Below are 18,031 nucleotides of genomic sequence, written 5' to 3' on the forward strand. Positions count from 1 at the left end.
GCTGGATTGTCTTGTCTGATCATCCAAAATGGCCCGTTGGTTATGTTCACGTGGTTATGTTCACGCACCTCTGAGGTACTTCATGTCCCCCTCGGCCACCGCGCCGGCCGACGCCAAGCAGCAGGCTCCGGCACCCCCCAGAAACGGCCTGGACAGGTTCTTCCGGATCAGCGAGCGGGGGTCCTCCATCTCCCGGGAGGTCCGCGGCGGTCTGGCGACCTTCTTCGCGATGGCCTACATCATCGTGCTCAACCCGATCATCCTCGGGAGCGGCGAGGACAAGTTCCACCATCACCTCGACAACGCCCAGCTCGTCACCGCCACCGCCCTGATGGCCGGCCTGACCACCCTGCTCATGGGGGTCATCGGCAACGTCCCGATCGCGCTCGCGGCCGGGCTCGGCATCAACGCCGTGGTCTCGCTGCAGCTCGCGCCCAAGATGAGCTGGCCGGACGCCATGGGCATGGTGGTCCTCGCGGGCCTGGTGCTGATGCTCCTGGTGGCCTCCGGGCTGCGGCAGCGGGTGATGGACGCGATCCCGGGAGGGCTGCGCCGTGCGATCGCGATCGGCATCGGACTGTTCATCGCCCTGATCGGCCTGGTCGACTCGGGCTTCGTCACCCGTAACCCGGACAAGGCCCACACCACCGTGCCGATGGGCCTGGGCATCGAGGGCAAGCTGCAGGGCTGGCCGGTGCTGATCTTCGTGGCCGGGCTCGCGCTCACCTTCGTCCTGGTCGTCCGCAAGACGCGCGGCGCGATCCTCCTCGGCATGGTGACCATGACGGTGGTCGCGGTGGTGATCAACGCCGTGGCCGATATCCCGGGCGGGAGCTGGGGGCTGACCGCCCCCGAGCTGCCGGACAAGGTGGTCGCCACCCCGGACTTCGGCCTGATCGGTCAGGTCAGCCTGTTCGGCGGGTTCCATGAGGTCGGCATCCTCACCGGCTGTCTGTTCGTCTTCACCGTGCTGCTGTCCGGCTTCTTCGACGCCATGGGCACGATCATCGGCGTCGGCGAGGAGGCGGGGCTCACGGACAAGCGGGGCCAGCTGCCGGGGATGGGCCGGATCCTGATGGTGGACGGCGTCGCGGTCGCGGGCGGCGGCTTCGGCTCGGCCTCGGCCAACACCTGCTTCGTGGAGTCCACGGCGGGTGTCGGGGAGGGCGCCCGTACGGGCTTGGCGAACGTGGTGACCGGTGGGCTCTTCCTGCTCGCGCTGGTCTTCACCCCGCTGGCCGAGGTCGTCCCGTCGCAGGCGGCGACCCCCGCGCTGGTGGTCGTGGGCTTCCTGATCATGGCCGCGAACGTCAAGGAGATCGACTGGAGCGACTTCACGATCGCGGTCCCGGCCTTCCTGGCCATGATCTCGATGCCGTTCACGTACAGCATCACCAATGGGATCGGCCTCGGCGTGCTGTCGTATCTGCTGCTGCGGATCGCGACCCGGCGGACGCGGGAGGTGCCCTGGCTGCTGAGCGCGGTCGGGCTGTGTTTCCTCGTCTACTTCCTGCTGCACCCGATCCAGCAGGCGCTCGGGTCCGGCTGACCCACTCGGGTCCGGCTGACCCCGGCACACAGACATACGGGCGCGCTGGTGGGGCCTTAAGGGGCCCGGCCGTAGAAGCGCTCCGTCTCGTCGACGGACGTTTTGAAGCGTTCGTCGAAGTCCTCGCGAATGAGCGTCCGGATGACATAGTCCTGGACGCTCATTCCGCGTTTTGCGGCATGCTCCCGGACCCGGTCCAGCAGCTCGCCATCGATCCGTAGGCTGAGCACTTTCGATCCCGTGGGCGATCCCATGCGGCCAGGGTCCCCGTGACATGCGTCTCGCTGCGTCACTTTCCGGAACGGACTCACTCGTATGGGTGAATGTGTTACCGGGTCGTCATTCAGGTTTCATTAGACGAGGTAATGAGTTATGCTAAGGACCATGTCGGATCTGTCCCATGGTGGCACCGAAGACACAGCCGCCGTGAACGCACTGCGATCCGCCGTGATGCGTCTGTCGCGACGGCTCAAGCATCAGCGCGTCGACGAGTCGCTCAGCCCCACCGAGATGTCCGTACTGGGCACCCTGGCCCTGTGCGGCTCGGCCACCCCGGGCGAGCTCGCCCGTAAGGAGCATGTCCAGCCGCCCTCGATGACCCGCATCGTGGCGCTGCTCGAGGCCAAGGGACTGGTCAGGCTGGAGCCGCATCCGGAGGACCGGCGGCAGAAAGTCGTCTCGCCGACGGAGCGGGCAGAGGCCATGCTCGAAGAGAGCCGGCGCAGGCGGAACGCCTGGCTGGCCGAGCTGGTCGGCGGGCTGACCGAGGAGGAGTGGGCCGCGCTTCGCGCCGCCGCGCCGGTCTTGGAGAAGCTCGCGCAGATGTAAGAGGAAACGAGCCGCTTGGAGGCGAACGCAATTTGAGTACGGGACCCGGAGCAGATTCCGCACCCGCACCCCATACCGACCCCGTGACCGACCCCACTGGTGACGCCGCAGCCGGGCGCACCAGGGGCGGGACCTTCAGCTCCCTGAAGATCCGCAACTACCGGCTGTTCGCCACGGGTGCGGTGATATCGAACACCGGCACCTGGATGTCGCGTATCGCCCAGGACTGGCTCGTCCTCAGCCTCACCGGCTCCGCCACCGCGGTCGGTATCACCACCGCGCTGCAGTTTCTCCCCATGCTGCTCTTCGGCCTGTACGGCGGTGTCATCGCCGACCGCTACCCCAAGCGGCGGCTGCTCGTGCTCACCCAGGCCGCGCTCGGGCTGTGCGGGCTCGCGCTCGCCGCGCTCACCCTCAGCGGTCTGGTGCAGGTCTGGCATGTCTATCTGATCGCCTTCCTGCTCGGCATGGTCACCGTCGTCGACAACCCCACACGGCAGGCGTTCGTCGTCGAGATGGTCGGCCCCAAGGACCTGCGCAACGCCGTCAGCCTGAACTCCGCGAACTTCCAGTCCGCCCGGCTGGTGGGCCCGGCGGTCGCCGGTGTGCTGATCACCGCCGTCGGCAGCGGCTGGGCCTTCCTGCTCAACGGGCTGTCGTTCGCCGCCCCGCTCGTCGGCCTGCTGATGATGCGCCCCGCCGAGCTGCACAAGGTCGAGCGCGCGCCCCGCGGCAAGGGGCAGCTGCGCGAGGGGCTGCGCTATGTCGCCGGGCGCCCGGACCTGATCTGGCCCATCGTGCTGGTCGGCTTCATCGGCACCTTCGGCTTCAACTTCCCGATCTGGCTCAGCGCCTTCGCCGACGGCGTCTTCGACGCCGGACCGGGCACCTACGGCCTGCTCAACTCGCTGATAGCGGTCGGCTCGGTGACCGGCGCGCTGCTGGCCGCCCGGCGGACCACGACGAGACAGCGGGTGCTGGTCGGCGCGGCGCTGATGTTCGGCCTGCTGGAGGTCGCGGCGGCGCTGGCCCCGGCCTTCTGGCTGTTCGCCGCGCTCATGGTGCCGATCGGGATCTTCTCGCTGACCTTCAACGTGACGGCGAACTCCAGCGTCCAGCTGGCGACCGACCCCGCGATGCGCGGGCGGGTGATGAGCCTGTTCATGATGGTCTTCGTGGGCGGCACCCCGCTCGGCGGCCCCCTGGTGGGCTGGCTGACCGACACCTACGGCGCGCGGGTCGGCTTCGCCGCCGGCGGTCTGGTGTCCGCGGCGGCCGCGGTGGCGGTGGGCCTGATCCTCGTACGGGCGGGTGGCCTGCGGATGAAGGTGAACCTGCGGCCGGGGCGCCCGCACCTCACCTTCGTACCGCGAACCCCTGAGAACGCGGAGAACGCGCAGGAGGAGCCGGTGCCCGCGGCGGTCTGACGCGGTTGTGGCAGGCGGGGCGGGCGGTGCCGGGCTTGTGGCAGGCGGGGCGGGCGGTCGCTGCGGGAGACTGGGCGGATGAGACTCTTCGCCGCTGTGCTGCCCCCCGAGGAGGTCGTCGCCGAGCTCGCCGCCCGGGTGGCGGCGCTGCGCGGGCTGCCGGGCGCGGACGGGCTGCGCTGGACCGAGCGCGCGGGCTGGCACTTCACGCTCGCCTTCTTCGGCCAGGTCGACGAGAGCGTGCTGCCCGCGCTGCATGAGCGGCTGGCGCGGGCGGCCCACCGCCATCCGCCCCACGAGGTCCGGCTCGCGGGCGGCGGCCGCTTCTCCGACAAGGTGCTGTGGGTGGGCGTCGGGGGCGACCGGACGACCCTGGGGCATCTGGCCGACTCCGCGGAGGCCGGGGCCCGGCGGGCCGGTCTCCCCATGGACCGGCACCGCCCCTACCACCCGCATCTCACGCTCGCGCGCTGCCGCGGCGGCGCGGATCTGCGCCCGTATGTGACGGGGCTCGAAGACTTCGAGAGCGGCGCCTGGACGGTGCCCGAGCTCAGCCTGGTGCGCAGCCATCCGCCGACGCCCGGGGTCGCCGGCGCGCAGCCACGGTACGAGGTGGTGGCCGCCTGGGCGCTGGGCCACTGAGCGGTCCCGTTACCCTCGAGGCGTGGATCCCAAGACCAGGAACCTGATCATGAGCGGTGCGCTCGTGCTGATGCTCGTCGTCGTCGCCGTGGCGGCAGCGTTCGGCTGAACCTGAGGGTCGGCCGTACGCCGCCGCCACGGCGGCGTGTGACTGCGAGCCCTACCAGGCGAACGCCTCGGGCGACGGGCCCGTGCCGGGGAAGATCTCGTCCAGCGCGGTCAGCAGCTCCTCGCTCAGGGTCAGCTCGCTCGCGCGGATCGCGGAGTTCAGCTGCTCGGCGACGCGCGGGCCGACGATCGGGCCGGTCACCCCGGGCCGGGTCAGCAGCCAGGCCAGCGCCACCTCGCCGGGCTCAAGGCCGTGCTTGTCCAGCAGGTCCTCGTAACGCTGGACCTGGTCGCGGACCGCGCTGTTCTTCAGCACGTCGGCGCTGCGCCCGGACGTGCTGCGCGCACCGCCGCCCTCGCGCTCCTTGCGCAGCGCCCCGCCCAGCAGCCCGCCGTGCAGCGGGGACCAGGGGATCACCCCGAGGCCGTACTCCTGCGCGGCCGGGATGACCTCCATCTCGGCGCGCCGCTCGAACAGGTTGTACAGGCACTGCTCGCTGACAAGACCCAGCGAGCCACGGCGGCGCGCGGCCTCGTTGGCCTGGGCGATATGCCAGCCGGCGTGGTTGGAGGAGCCGGCGTAGAGGATCTTGCCCTGCTGCACCAGGACGTCGATGGCCTGCCAGACCTCGTCCCACGGGGTGGAGCGGTCGACGTGGTGGAACTGGTACAGATCGATGTGGTCGGTGCCCAGCCGCTTCAGGCTGGCGTCGACCGCGCGGCGGATGTTGAGTGCGGAGAGCTTGTCCTCATTGGGCCAGGGCTCGCCGTCGACGCCCATGTTGCCGTAGACCTTGGTCGCCAGCACGGTCTTCTCGCGTCGGCCGCCGCCCTGCGCGAACCAGCTCCCGATGATCTCCTCGGTACGGCCCTTGTTCTCGCCCCAGCCGTAGACGTTGGCGGTGTCGAAGAAGTTGATGCCCGCGTCGAGCGCGGCGTCCATGATCGCGTGGCTGTCGGCCTCGTCGGTCTGCGGGCCGAAGTTCATGGTGCCGAGGACCACTCGGCTGACCTTGAGTCCCGTACGTCCGAGCTGCGTGTACTCCATGAGCACCTAGCCAAGCCCTTGGAGTGCGCTCTAATCAAGGGTCCGCCGGGTCAGCTCAGGGCCAGTTCACTTCACCTTCGGTGACGGACACCCGAGCGAAGGTGTCCTCCTCGTAGAAGCGCACATGGCACTGGAAGGCGAGTGAGTCGACGGCCCGGTCATGCAGCCAGAGCAGGAGTTCGTCCACCCGGTCGAGCTCATCGGGGTGGAACTCCTGGCGGGACGTCAGGGCCCAGCCGCCGCGGGTCTCGGGCTCCAGGGCCGAGAGGAGTACGCCGCCGGCGCGGTGGGCGGGGCCCGTGGCGGCGAGGACGGGATACGGCTCGTAACTCATCAGCCAGTTGCCCTGCTCGTCCTCTTCCGGCCGGCCGTCGTCGCCGATCAGCGGTTCGGCGTAGTCGGTGACGAGGGACAGGGGGGTGGCGGGCTGGGGGGCGAGGCCCAGGTGCCAGCGGAGCTCGGATATCTCGGCGTCGGAGAGGGTGTCGGGGAGGTTCACCGACAGGATCAGGTCATGGATATCGGCCACGCGGTGATCATAGCGCCGGGTGGCCGGGGAAAATCGTCGGATGGTCCGGGGGAATACCGAGCGGTCTCGGAAGAACTCTGGACGGCCCCGGAAAATCCGAATGCCCGCATTCTCGGCCGGGATGCGGCCGAAAAGCGGGCTCTCGGATACTGCCTGCCGAATGAATTGTTTCTTATCGGCTGTTGCGGGACTTCATGAAGCCGAGGACGCCGAAGACCACGGTCAGCAGGGCGCCGATCAGCACCATGTAGAGGCCGGGGCCGGCGGAGATGTCGAGCTGCTTCACGGCCTCGTCCGCGAACTTTTCGGCCTGCTCCGCGGACGCCCCTTCATCCTCGGCCTTCGCGGCGACCAGACGCGCCGGGTCCGCCATGTTGAGCACGGCGAAGACCACGGTGACCAGCGACAGGACCGCGCCGCCCACGTAGAGCGCAGCCTTCTTGGTGACCAGCGCGCCGACCAGGGCCAGCGCGGCGACGATGGAGACGATCAGCGTGATCACGCCATCGCCGTCCATGCCCTTGATACCGCCGTCGGCGCCATCGGCACCGGAGACCACCCAGTTCACCAGGGAGCCGACCAGGGCGATGACCGCGCCGACGACCCCGATGATCGCGAACTTCTTGCTCTGTCCGGCGTCCGCCGGAGCGCCCCCGGGCGCAGGCGCGGTTTGCGGGTAAGAACCACCGTAATTGCTCATGGGGCAGACCGTAGGGCGGCCTTATTCTTCGATGCAACGCCGTGGTCCGCTTTGACGCCGATTGACCGATAAATTTCCAAAAATTAATCTCCAGATCAGCACAACTAATCCAGAGATTATGAATTTGTGTGTCGAGTCGGTGTCGAGTGCTCGCGCATTCGTTATCTGCCCGTTCTCGACGAAGTCAATCAGACAGGTGTAGCGCCCCTGGAGTCGCCCCTGGCCGACTGCCGCCCCCTCAGCTCCGGGCCAGGATGGCAGGCTTGGCCCCATGCGTTCGCTTCCGTCCGTCCTCGGCGCCGCCGCGCTGGTGGTTCTGCCCGCCGCCGCCCCGGCCGCCGCCGACGATCACACGTCGTCGTCCTCGCCGTCCTCGTTCACGATCGAGGACTCCAGGATCACCGAGTCCAGCGGCCTGGCGGCCAGCCGCGCCCACCCGGGCGTCTACTGGACGCACAACGACAGCGACGACGGCCCGTACATCTACGCCGTCGACAGCAAGACCGGGCGTACGGTCGCGACCGTCACCATGCGCGGCGTCGGCAGCCCGCGCGACGTGGAGGCCATCTCGATCGGACCGGACGGCGACATCTACGTCGGCGATATCGGCGACAACCTGGACGGGACCTGGTCGCATGTGTGGATCTACCGTTTCCCCGAGCCGAAGACGCTGAAGAACACCACGGTCAGGGCGGTGCAGTACACCGTGAAATACGCGGACGGCCCGCGCAACGCCGAGGCGTTGATGATCGACCCCAAGACCGGCCGAGCCTATATCGCCAGCAAGAGCCAGAAGGACGGCGGGCTGTACGCCGGGCCGAAAACGCTGTCCCCTTCCGGGACGAACATCTTCCGCCGGGTCGACGACATCGGCATGGAGGTGACGGACGGGGCCTTCGCCCCGGACGCCAGCAGACTCGTGCTCCGTGGCTATTTCAACGTCGCGGAGTTCAGATGGCGCGGCGGCAAGCTCGAGGATCTGAAGGAGGAGCCGGATCTGCCGCTCCAGCGGCAGGGCGAGTCGGTCACCTTCACGACCGACGGCGGCACGCTGATGTACGGCACGGAGGGCCCGAGCAGCAAGGTGACCGCGGTGAAGCTGGACGGGGAACTGCTGCCGGACGCGACGGCGAAGGAGCAGAAGAAGAACGGGGGCGGGGACTCCACGGGGGCCGGCGCGGTCTCGGAGAAGGAGAAGAACGGCAATCTCCTCAAGGGCGCGCTGACATTCGCCGTCGCCGCGGTCCTGTTCTTCGGCGTGCGCTCGCTCTTCCGCCGCCGGTGACCGCCGCTGTCCGCTGCTGATCTTCCGCTGATCCGCCGCTGAATTCCAGGGGGCGGGGGGCCTACTTCTCGGCGGTGTCGCGGGCGCGGGCGGCGATGAACGCCCCGATGCCGTCGAGCAGGCTCTCCAGGCCGAACTCGAAGATGTCCTCACCCCGCCCCGTGAAGGCGTCCTCGCCGAGCGCCGCCTGCATCGGAAACCTGCCGCTGGCGAGCGCCTGCTCCATCGCGGGCGCGTGCGCCTTCCAGAACTCCGCGTCGCTGACGCCCGTACGTTTCTCGGCCGTGGCCGAGTTCAGATGCGTACGGGCGACGCCGGTGGCGAACCCCTCGACGGTCACGATGACATGGACCCGCTCGCGGTCGGTGAGGCCGAGGCCGTCGAGGCCGCGCAGCGCGAACTCCAGCCCGGCCATGGCGTTCGGCCCGAGGATGGGGCGCGACTGGTCCACCTGGAGCAGCCAGGGGTGCCGTTCGTACAACTGCCAGGCGCCGCGCGCCACCATCTCCAGCGTCTCCCGCCAGCCCAGATCCGGGGCGTGGGCGTCGGGGTCGAAGGACTGCACCTGATCCAGCATCAGATCCAGCAGCTCGGCCTTGCCGGGGACGTAGCGGTACAGCGACATGGTGCCGGTGCCCAGTTCGGCCGACAGCCGCCGCATGGAGACCGCGGCGAGCCCTTCCGCGTCGGCGACGGTGATGGCGGCCGTCACGATCCGCCGCAGGGTCAGCCCGGGCTTGGGGCCGCGGCTGGGCCGCTCACCGGTGCCCCAGAGCAGTTCCAGGCTGCGGGAGATGTCTCCGCTGCCGCTGTGTTCGGTGGTCGTCATCGCGCGCTCATCCTAACGTCGCGGCCACAGAACCGAGTACACCGTACCCATAACTGGGTACGGTGTACTCGCAATTGGGTACGGTGTACCCAGTGAGTGGCGGCACGGGTTCCTGTGGGGGTTTCTTTGGAGACGGCTTCTTTGACTGCGACTTTTTCGGACGTGGCGCAATGGGCGGTCCTCACCGAAGGGCTGCGGAAGCGATACGGAGACAAGCACGCGCTCGACGGCTTCGACCTGGCCGTCGGCCGCGGCACCGTCCAGGGGCTGCTCGGCCCCAACGGTGCGGGCAAGACGACGGCCGTACGGATCCTGGCCACCCTGGCCCGGCCGAGCGGCGGCCGGGCCTTCGTCGGCGGGTTCGACGTCACGCGGCAGGCCCGTCAGGTGCGCCGCCGGATCGGGCTGACCGGCCAGTACGCGGCGGTGGCCGAGATGCTGAGCGGGCGGCAGAACCTGGTGATGTTCGGCCGCCTCTTCCATCTGGACAAGGCACGGGCCGCGCGGCGGGCCGACGAACTGCTGAGCACATTCGGGCTGACCGAGGCCGCCGACACGGTGGCCAAGGAGTACAGCGGCGGCATGCGGCGCCGGCTCGACCTGGCCGCGAGCATGATCCTCGCCCCTCAGGTGCTGTTCCTCGACGAGCCGACGACCGGGCTCGACCCGCGCGGCCGCAACGAGGTGTGGGAGGCGGTCCGCTCGCTGGTCGCGGGCGGTACGACGGTGCTGCTGACCACGCAGTACCTGGACGAGGCCGATCAGCTGGCGGACCGGGTCGCCGTGATCGACCGGGGGCGGAAGATCGCCGATGATACGCCGGCCGAGCTCAAGCGGGCGATCGGCGGGGACCGGATCGAGGTGGTGGTGCGGGAGATCGCCGACCTGCCCGCCGCCGTCGAGGCGGTGGCGCGGGTGATGGACCGGGGTGCGGGCGCGGCCGAGCCAGAGACTGACCGGGAGGACCGGCGGGTGACGGCCCCGGTGCGCGACCGGGTCGCGGCGCTGACCGAGGCCGCGCGGACGCTCCAGGAGCGGGGCGTGGCCGTCGAAGACATCGGGCTGCGCCGCCCGACCCTGGACGAGGTCTTCCTACGGCTGACCGGACACCGTACGGACGAACAGAACGGCGGCCAGAAGGTGGACGAGCGGACGGAGGTGCCCACATGAGCGTGTCTTGGCGCGCCGCGCGGGCTGGACTGAGGAGCCGCGCAGCGACGAAGGAAGCTCGCGCGTTGGAGCGCGCCGAGACTGAGCGGGAGGGAGGGGCATGAGCACCGCGACAGGGGCGGCAGAGATACCGACGGTCCTGGACGGGCCGGAGCGGCGGGCGTACTGGGCGGTGGCGGACTGCGTGACCATCGTCAGGACCGAGCTGATCACCATCCTCCGCTACCCCGCCGCCATCGCCTGGCAGCTCGGCACCCCGGTGATGTTCGTGCTGCTCTTCGTCTATGTCTTCGGCAGCGCGATGGAGGTGGGCGGCGGGGCGGACTATCAGGACTACGCGCTGCCCGGGATGTTCGCGATGACGATGGCGAACGGGTTCATGGGCACCGCCGTCGCGGTCGCCGTCGTGAAGGAGAAGGGCGTCATGGACCGCTATCGCTCCATGCCCATGGCCCCCTCGGCGGTGGTCAGCGGGCGCGGCGTCGCCGATGTCATCAGCGCCGCGGTGGACCTGGCGGTGCTCGCGGCGATCGCCCTGGCCGTCGGGTGGCGGCCCGACGGCAGTCTGCCGGAGACCCTGAGCGCCTTCGCGCTGCTGATCCTGCTGCGGTCCTCGCTGATCTGGGTCGGGATGTATCTGGGGCTGCTGGTGCCCAACCAGCAGGCGGCGGGGAACCTCTTCGCGGTCGCCTTCCCCCTCGGGATGATCTCCAGCGTCTTCACTCCGCCCGCGATGATGCCCGACTGGCTGGGCGCGATCGCGCTGTGGAACCCCGTCTCGTCGACCGCGAACGCGATCCGGGACCTGTTCGGCAACCCGGTCCCCGGCGGGGGCGGTTGGGTGGAGCAGCACGCGACGCTGATGGCGGTGGTCTGGCCGGTGGCCCTCACGGCGGTGTTCCTGCCGCTGGCCGTACGCCGCTTCCAGCGGCTGAGCAGCTGAGAGCGTACATACGCGTAGGGGCCCGCGGCCGTCGATTCGGCCGCGGGCCCCTACCGGGCTCTTCAGGTCAGTCAGTCGGTCACAGGTGCTCGATGACGTAGTCGACGCAGGCGGTCAGCGCCTTCACGTCCGACGGCTCGACGGCCGGGAACATGGCGATCCGCAGCTGGTTGCGGCCCAGCTTGCGGTACGGCTCGGTGTCCACGATGCCGTTGGCCCGCAGCGTCTTGGCGACCGCGGCGGCGTCGATCTCGTCGTTGAAGTCGATCGTGCCGACGACCTGCGACCGCTTGGCCGGGTCGGTGACGAACGGCGTGGCGAACTTCGACTCCTCCGCCCAGCCGTACAGCGCGCCCGAGGAGGCCGCGGTGCGGCGTACGGCCCAGTCCAGGCCGCCCTGGCCGTTGATCCACTCCAGCTGGTCGTTGAGCAGGAAGAGCGTCGCGAGCGCCGGGGTGTTGTAGGTCTGGTTCTTCAGGGAGTTGTCGATCGCCGTCGGCAGCGAGAAGAACTCCGGGATGTGCCGGCCCGAGGCGTGCACCCGCGCGGCGCGCTCCAGCGCGGCGGGGGAGAAGGCCGCGATCCACAGCCCGCCGTCGGCGGCGAAGGACTTCTGCGGCGCGAAGTAGTAGACGTCCGTCTGGGCGATGTCGACGGGCAGACCGCCCGCGCCCGACGTCGCGTCCACCAGCACCAGCGCGCCCGCGTCGGCGCCCGCCACCCGCTCGAGCGGCATGGCGACACCGGTCGAGGTCTCGTTGTGGGTGAGGGCGTAGACGTCCACGCCGTCCTCCGCTCGCGGCAGCGGATGCGTGCCCGGGTCGGCGGAGATCACGGTCGGCTCGTCGAGCCAGGGCGCGAGCTTGGCGGCCTTGGCGAACTTGGACGAGAACTCGCCGAACGACAGGTGCTGGGACTTGCCCTCGATCAGGCCGTGGGTCGCGATGTCCCAGAAGGCGGTGGACCCGCCGTTGCCGAGGATCACCTCGTATCCCTCGGGAAGCTGGAACAGCTCGCGCACACCCTCGCGCACCTTGCCGACCAGGTTCTTGACCGGGGCCTGGCGGTGGGAGGTGCCGAGCAGAGAGCTTCCGGTGGCGGCCAGCGCACTCAGCGCCTCGGTGCGTACCTTGGAGGGGCCCGAGCCGAAGCGACCGTCGGCGGGCTTGATGTCAGCGGGAATCCGGATCTCAGCCACGGACGAAAGCCTAATCCGTCGGTATGCGCAGCCTGCCCTGGTGTCCACCCGATGAGACGCGGTGTCTCTTCTCCGGGATGGCCCATGAGGCGCCGAGCGCGCCGCAGGCCACCAGCGCGAAGACGGCGAAAGCGCTGGTGTAGCCGGATTCGGCGGGAAAACCGGGGGCCGTGGCGGCCTTGGCGGGGCCCGCGGCGTCGAGGACCGCGACCGCGATCTGGGCGCCCACGGCCCCCCCCGACCGTGCGTGCGATCGTGTTGACGCCACCGGCCACCCCGATGTCCGCGGGCCCCGCCGTGTCCACGACCAGGTTCCCGAGCGCGGCGAACGACAGCCCGTACCCGGCGCCGATCAGCACCCCGGCAGCGTGGAACTGCCACATGTGGGCGTGGGCCACGGCCAGCAGCGCGAACGACAGCACGCCGCACGCCACGCCCAGCCGCAGCGGCGCCCGGACCCCGAACCGGTCCCGCAGCCGGGTGGTGAGCGGGCTGACCGCCAGCATCACGACCGCGACCGGCACCAGCGCCAGTCCCGCCTCGCCCGCCGAGGCCCCGAAGCCGTACCCGGCCGGGGGCGGCGTCTGGACGAACCGGGGTACGAGCGTGATCACCCCGAACATGGCCGCGCCCACGACGAACGTCACCACGTTGGTGGCCGCCGCGGGCCTGCGGCGCAGCACGCGGAGGTCGACCAGCGGCGCGCCGACCCGCAGTTCGACGGCGGCGAACGCGGCGAGCGCGACGGCCGCGCCGAGCAGCAGCCCGACGACCCGGGCCGAGCCCCAGCCCCATGCGGCGCCCTGCCCGATGCCCAGCAGCAGACACACCAGTGCGCTCCCCAGCAGCGCCGCGCCGGCCAGATCCACCCGCCCGCCGGGGGCCACCGGACCGGCCGGCAGCCGCCGGGCCAGCGTCAGCGCGGCGCCGGCCAGCGCGAGCAGCGGCCAGAACAGCCAGGCCGTGCCGAACGCGTCGGCCAGCGGACCCGCCAGCACCATCCCCGCCGAGCCGCCGACCCCGAACATCGCCGACAGCACGGCGATCACGCCCCGGGCGCGGGGCGGTTCCACGGCCGTACGGACGATGCCGAACGCGAGCGGGAACACCCCGCCCGAGATGCCCGAGACCGCGCGCCCGGCCAGCAGCAGCGGCAGCGAGCCGGCCTCGGCGCCGAGCGCGCACAGCAGGGTGCCGACGGTGAAAGAGCCGAGGCACGCCAGCAGCACCCGGCGGTGGCCGAACAGGTCGCCGAGTCGGCCCGCGATCGGCGTGGTAACGGCACTGGCCAGCATGAAGGCGGTCAGCAGCCAGGCGGTGGCGGCGCCGGAGACATGCAGGGAGCGGCCGAACGCCGGAAGGGCCGAGATCACGATCGTCTGCGCCATGCTCGCCGCGAGCGCCGCTGTCAGCACGGCGGGGACGACGAGGTTCGGCCCAGTGCCCCCGTCGGAGCCTTCCTCGGCCGTGCCGCGGCGGCCACGTAGTAATCCGAGCACCAGCATCTGCCCCACCTCCTCAGGTAGTTAGGTGAGGCATACCTTAGGAACTTGCGGACAGCGTCCGCAACCTGTCGTGCCCGGTGAGCGCCGGTACCCGCCCGGTACGGTTCGGCACGTGAACACCGAAGGCTCGAAAGATGGTTCAGGCGCGGGGGAGCGGCGCGCCTGGGGCAGCCTGGACCGGGCGCACATCGTCAAGACGGCGGTCGTCCTGGCCCGCGGGGAGGGCATGGCCGCGCTGACCATCCGCCGGCTGGCGGCCGAGGTGGGCGCGTCCCGGATGTCGCTGTACCGGCACATCCCCGACAAGGACGCGCTGCTCGACCTGGTCGCCGACGCCGTGGCCGAGTCCGAGGTGATCCCCGAGGAGGCACTGAGCGGCCCCTGGCAGCAGCGGCTGCGCCATCTCGCGCACGGAATGCGCAGACGGCTCACCGCCTACCCCGGACTCGCCGAGCTGATCGTGACCCGCGGCAACCACGGCCCCGGCGGGCTGCGCCTCGCCGAGACGATCGTCGACATCCTCTCCGAGGCGGGCCACGACGAGCCGACCACCGCCCGCTACTACCTCGTCTTCATCGACCTCGTCCTCGGCCGCGCCCACCGCGAGGCCGCCCACCGCGAGGCCGCCCAAGGCGACCCGACCACGCCCCAGCGAAACGCCCCCCTCCTCGACGCGGCCGCCGAGCGGCGCGCCGACGCGCCTCGGCTCGCCGCGCTGGCGCCGCATCTGCGGGCGGTGACACACGACCAGGTCTTTGAAACGGAACTCGACATTCTCATCCAGTCGCTGTCCGTGGACCATGGGAAGCATGGTTGATCACGAGGCAGACGGAGTAGGCAAGGCAGAAGACGCACACGACCTGGAGCGGGCGCTGCGCCGGGCCGTCCGCGGCGAGGTCTCGTTCGATACGGCGAGCCGCGCGCTGATGACGATGGACGCGTCGAACTACCGGCGGGTGCCCGCCGGGGTCGTCGCCCCGTACGACGCCGACGACGTCGCGGCCGCGCTCGCCGTATGCCGCGAGCGTGCGGTGCCCGTGGTGGCGCGCGGAGGCGGCACGTCGATCGCCGGGCAGGCCACCGGGGTCGGCGTCGTCCTCGACTTCACCCGCCATATGCGCTCCATCGTCTCCCTCGACCCGGACGCGCGTACCGCCGTCGTCCAGCCCGGTGTGATCCTCGACGACCTGCGGGCGGCGGCCGGCGCGTACGGGCTGACCTTCGGCCCCGACCCGTCCACCCACAGCCGCTGCACCCTCGGCGGCATGATCGGCAACAACTCGTGCGGCTCCCACTCGGTCGCCTGGGGCACGACGGCCGACAACGTACGGGAGCTGGACGTCGTGACGTACGGCGGCGAACGGCTGCGCGCCGGGCGTGGCCTGGACGGGCTGCCGCCGCGGCTGCGGGACGGGCTGCGCGCCCTGGTCGACGCCAACCTCGCCCCGCTGCGCACCGGCTTCCCCGAACTGCCGCGCCGTATCTCCGGCTACGCGCTCGACGCGCTGCTGCCCGAGAAGGGCGCCGACGTGGCCCGCGCGCTCACCGGCAGCGAGGGCACCCTCGGCGTGCTGACCGAGGCGACGGTACGCCTCGTCGACGCGCCCGCCGCCCGCGCCCTCGCCGTCCTCGGCTACCCGGACGAGAGCGCCGCCGCCGAGGCCGCCCACACCCTGCTGCCCCACGGCCCGCTCACGGTCGAGGGCATGGCCGCCGACCTGGTCGCGGGGGCGACCGGGCTGCCCAAGGGCGGCGCCTGGCTGTTCGTCGAGGTCGGCGGCGAGACCCCGGACGAGGCCCGGGCCCGCGCCGAAGCCCTGGCCCGCGCGGCCGGCGACGCCACTACCGACCACACCGTCGTCGCCGACCCGGCCGGCCAACGCGTCCTGTGGCGGATCCGCGAGGACGCCTCCGGCACCGCGACCCGCATGCCTGACGGCAGCGAGGCCTGGCCCGGCTGGGAGGACTGCGCCGTACCGCCCGCCCGCCTCGGCGCGTATCTGCGCGACTTCCGCGCGCTGATGGCCCAGCACGGGCTGCGCGGCACGCCGTACGGGCACTTCGGCGACGGTTGCATCCACGTACGCATCGACTTCGACCTGCTGACCGATGCCGGGATCCGCGTCTTCCGCGGCTTCTCCACCGACCTCGCCGAACTCGTCGTCGCCCACGGCGGCTCCCTCTCCGGTGAACACGGCGACGGCCTGGCGCGCGCCGAACTGCTGCCCAAGATGTACGGCGACGACATGGTCCGGCTCTTCTCCCGCTTCAAGGACCTGTGGGATCCGGCGGGCGGCCTCAACCCCGGCGCCCTCGCCCGCCCGCAGCGCATGGAGGAGAACCTGCGCTTCGCCGTGCTGCCCCGGGGCCCGGTGGACGTCGAGTTCGGTTATCCGCACGACAACGGCGACTTCTCGGCGGCGGTGCGGCGCTGTGTGGGCGTCGCCAAGTGCCGCAACGAGTCCGTCTCCGGCGCGTCCGTGATGTGCCCCTCCTACCGCGCCACCGGCGAAGAACAGCACTCCACGCGCGGCCGGGCCCGCCTCCTCCACGAAATGCTCGCGGGCGAGGTCGTACGCGACGGCTGGCGCTCGGAGGAGGTACGCGGGGCGCTCGACCTGTGCCTGTCGTGCAAGGGGTGCCGCAGCGACTGCCCGGTCGGGGTGGACATGGCGACGTACAAGGCGGAGTTCCTGCACCACCACTACGAGGGCCGGGTGCGCCCTGCCGCGCACTACTCAATGGGCCGGCTGCCGCTGTGGCTACGGGCCGGCGCCGTCCTCCGGGCGGCTCCGGTGCTCAACGCGCTGGCGGGGGTGGCACCGCTGGCCGCGCTCGCGAAGCGAGCCGGCGGCATCGCACCGGAACGCGACATCCCGGAGCTGGCCCCGGAGCCGTTCACCCGGTGGTGGCGCAGGCGGGTGCGGGCCGCTGCGCGGGGCGGCGGCGAACGGGGCGGTCCGGCCACCGCTGGCCCGGGCGTTGCCCCCGTTGGTGGTGGCGCGTCTGCCGCTGGGGGTTCCGCCGCGCGTGCCGCGAGCTCGCGTGGCGAGGGCCCAGCCGCCACCGGCTCGGCTACCGGACCGGGCGACGGTGCGGCGGGGCCAGGCGGTGGCGCGCCCGGCACGAGGCCGCCCGCCGCAGGGGCCTCCGGCCCGCGTTCGGGCGAGGCGGCGCAGTTGGGCGAGGGAGCGCGGGCCGCTGCGCGGGCCGGCGGCCGTGCGCGGGCCGCCACCGTCGTGCTGTGGCCCGACACCTTCACCAACTACCTCTCCCCGTCCGTCGGCAGGTCGGCCGTCGCCGTGCTGGAGGCGGCCGGGCTGCGGGTGGTCGTGCCGCCCAAGCCGGTGTGTTGCGGGCTGACATGGGTGTCGACGGGGCAGCTCGACCGGGCCCGGTCCGTCATGCGGCGGACGCTGGGCGTCATGGCCCCGGCCCTGGACGCCGGGCTCCCCGTGGTCGGCCTGGAGCCCAGCTGCACCGCCGCCCTCCGCACCGATCTGCCCGAACTCCTCGGCCCCGCCGACCCGCAGGCCGCCCGTGCCGCCCGCCTCGCCGACGCCGTCACCACCTTCGCCCAGGCCCTGGAGGACCACGCCCCCGACTGGCAACCCCCCAAGGCCGACCGCCCCGTCGTCGGCCAGACCCACTGCCACCAGCACGCCGTCCTCGGTGACGCGGCGGAACGCCGCCTGCGCGCCAGCGCGGGCCTGACGGGCGAGCTGAGCGGCGGCTGCTGCGGGCTGGCGGGCAACTTCGGCTTCGAGCGGGGGCATTACGACGTATCCCTCGCCTGCGCGGAGGAGCAGCTGCTGCCGTCCGTACGGGCCGCCGACCCCGCCGCCGAAGTCCTCGCGGACGGCTTCTCCTGCCGTACGCAACTGGAGCAGCTGGCCGGCCGCCGCGCCCGCCACCTCGCGGAGGTCCTGGCCGAACGGCTGCGCTGACCTGGCCCGGCTGTCGCTCCTCCCGCTGCCGATCCTTTACGGACCTTCCTCCGGCTGGTCTCAGCCCAGACCGAGGCGCAGGAGCATGGCCGAGTGATCCGTCAGGCCCTCTTCGCGTGGCTTGTGCAGGTACTCGCAGGCCCGTACGTGCTCGCGGTGGAGGGCGACGCCCACGGGCGGACACTCACGGTGGGCACGGCTTGACTCGTCGTTGGCTTCGCGGGTGCAGGTGCGCTGTGCGGGTGGGTGCGCTTCGCTTCGAGCAGCCTGTGCGCCGTCTCGCGACATTCGGCTCACGCGGGTCCGAGACGAAGCCCGCACCC

Annotated in this window: 16 protein-coding genes; 9 read left to right on the plus strand and 7 right to left on the minus strand. The window is 71.3% G+C overall.

Annotation, left to right across the window (positions count from 1 at the left end; all coding sequences use genetic code 11):
* Nucleotides 1-82: 82 nt before the first annotated feature.
* Complete coding sequence (locus ACFV2X_RS19695) at nt 83-1,549, plus strand: NCS2 family permease (protein WP_385617867.1); 1,467 nt, start codon at nt 83-85, stop codon at nt 1,547-1,549.
* Between the two features lie 56 nt (nt 1,550-1,605).
* Here ACFV2X_RS19695 and ACFV2X_RS19700 read toward each other — a convergent pair whose 3' ends face one another.
* Nucleotides 1,606-1,803: a ribbon-helix-helix protein, CopG family gene (locus ACFV2X_RS19700; protein WP_014177490.1), complete on the minus strand. Its 198-nt coding sequence runs from the start codon at nt 1,801-1,803 to the stop codon at nt 1,606-1,608.
* A 130-nt stretch (nt 1,804-1,933) separates the two neighbouring features.
* On the opposite strand from ACFV2X_RS19700, the gene ACFV2X_RS19705 reads away from it, so the two are divergent.
* The 3 genes from ACFV2X_RS19705 (at nt 1,934) to thpR (ending at nt 4,446) form a co-directional block, all read left to right on the plus strand.
* Entirely contained in the window at nt 1,934-2,377 is a 444-nt protein-coding gene (locus ACFV2X_RS19705) for a MarR family winged helix-turn-helix transcriptional regulator (RefSeq protein WP_089508363.1), read from the plus strand.
* 32 nt (nt 2,378-2,409) lie between these two features.
* A complete protein-coding gene (locus ACFV2X_RS19710; RefSeq protein WP_385617871.1) occupies nt 2,410-3,804 on the plus strand; it encodes an MFS transporter in 1,395 nt (464 codons plus the stop codon).
* A 78-nt stretch (nt 3,805-3,882) separates the two neighbouring features.
* Nucleotides 3,883-4,446, plus strand: a complete 564-nt coding sequence (gene thpR / locus ACFV2X_RS19715; protein ID WP_385617874.1) for an RNA 2',3'-cyclic phosphodiesterase — start codon at nt 3,883-3,885, stop codon at nt 4,444-4,446.
* Between the two features lie 160 nt (nt 4,447-4,606).
* Here the strand turns inward: thpR and ACFV2X_RS19720 are convergent, their stop codons facing one another.
* From ACFV2X_RS19720 to ACFV2X_RS19730, 3 genes are all read right to left on the minus strand, one after another.
* Nucleotides 4,607-5,602 (minus strand): aldo/keto reductase, encoded by a 996-nt coding sequence (locus tag ACFV2X_RS19720; protein ID WP_385617876.1) that lies wholly within the window; start codon nt 5,600-5,602, stop codon nt 4,607-4,609.
* A 55-nt stretch (nt 5,603-5,657) separates the two neighbouring features.
* Nucleotides 5,658-6,131, minus strand: a complete 474-nt coding sequence (locus tag ACFV2X_RS19725; RefSeq protein ID WP_385617879.1) for a hypothetical protein — start codon at nt 6,129-6,131, stop codon at nt 5,658-5,660.
* Between the two features lie 172 nt (nt 6,132-6,303).
* Nucleotides 6,304-6,831, minus strand: coding sequence for a hypothetical protein (locus ACFV2X_RS19730; RefSeq protein ID WP_385617882.1), 528 nt, complete (start codon nt 6,829-6,831; stop codon nt 6,304-6,306).
* Nucleotides 6,832-7,102: 271 nt separating this feature from the next.
* On the opposite strand from ACFV2X_RS19730, the gene ACFV2X_RS19735 reads away from it, so the two are divergent.
* Nucleotides 7,103-8,116 (plus strand): hypothetical protein, encoded by a 1,014-nt coding sequence (locus ACFV2X_RS19735; RefSeq protein WP_385617886.1) that lies wholly within the window; start codon nt 7,103-7,105, stop codon nt 8,114-8,116.
* Between the two features lie 61 nt (nt 8,117-8,177).
* Here the strand turns inward: ACFV2X_RS19735 and ACFV2X_RS19740 are convergent, their stop codons facing one another.
* Nucleotides 8,178-8,945, minus strand: a complete 768-nt coding sequence (locus tag ACFV2X_RS19740; RefSeq protein ID WP_385617888.1) for a TetR/AcrR family transcriptional regulator — start codon at nt 8,943-8,945, stop codon at nt 8,178-8,180.
* Nucleotides 8,946-9,107: 162 nt separating this feature from the next.
* On the opposite strand from ACFV2X_RS19740, the gene ACFV2X_RS19745 reads away from it, so the two are divergent.
* Both ACFV2X_RS19745 and ACFV2X_RS19750 read left to right on the plus strand, forming a co-directional pair.
* On the plus strand, nt 9,108-10,115 hold the full coding sequence (locus ACFV2X_RS19745) for an ATP-binding cassette domain-containing protein (RefSeq protein ID WP_385617890.1): 1,008 nt from the start codon (nt 9,108-9,110) through the stop codon (nt 10,113-10,115).
* Nucleotides 10,116-10,215: 100 nt separating this feature from the next.
* Nucleotides 10,216-11,058 carry an ABC transporter permease gene (locus tag ACFV2X_RS19750; protein WP_385617891.1) on the plus strand — a complete coding sequence of 281 codons (843 nt, stop codon included), beginning with the start codon at nt 10,216-10,218 and terminating at the stop codon, nt 11,056-11,058.
* A 79-nt stretch (nt 11,059-11,137) separates the two neighbouring features.
* Here ACFV2X_RS19750 and serC read toward each other — a convergent pair whose 3' ends face one another.
* Both serC and ACFV2X_RS19760 read right to left on the minus strand, forming a co-directional pair.
* Entirely contained in the window at nt 11,138-12,256 is a 1,119-nt protein-coding gene (gene serC, locus ACFV2X_RS19755) for a phosphoserine transaminase (protein WP_385617893.1), read from the minus strand.
* Complete coding sequence (locus tag ACFV2X_RS19760) at nt 12,169-13,761, minus strand: MFS transporter (RefSeq protein WP_385617895.1); 1,593 nt, start codon at nt 13,759-13,761, stop codon at nt 12,169-12,171. The genes serC and ACFV2X_RS19760 overlap by 88 nt, the downstream gene beginning before the upstream one ends.
* A 112-nt stretch (nt 13,762-13,873) precedes the next feature.
* Here ACFV2X_RS19760 and ACFV2X_RS19765 point away from each other — a divergent pair, with 112 nt between their 5' ends.
* Together ACFV2X_RS19765 and ACFV2X_RS19770 are read left to right on the plus strand one after the other, a co-directional pair.
* On the plus strand, nt 13,874-14,578 hold the full coding sequence (locus tag ACFV2X_RS19765) for a TetR/AcrR family transcriptional regulator (RefSeq protein WP_385617897.1): 705 nt from the start codon (nt 13,874-13,876) through the stop codon (nt 14,576-14,578).
* A complete protein-coding gene (locus ACFV2X_RS19770; protein WP_385617899.1) occupies nt 14,571-17,708 on the plus strand; it encodes an FAD-binding and (Fe-S)-binding domain-containing protein in 3,138 nt (1,045 codons plus the stop codon). Before ACFV2X_RS19765 ends, ACFV2X_RS19770 begins: the two co-directional genes overlap by 8 nt.
* Nucleotides 17,709-18,031 lie beyond the last annotated feature (323 nt).

The organism is Streptomyces sp. NPDC059679 (genome assembly GCF_042734105.1).
In the GTDB taxonomy this organism is placed as follows: Bacteria; Actinomycetota; Actinomycetes; order Streptomycetales; family Streptomycetaceae; genus Streptomyces.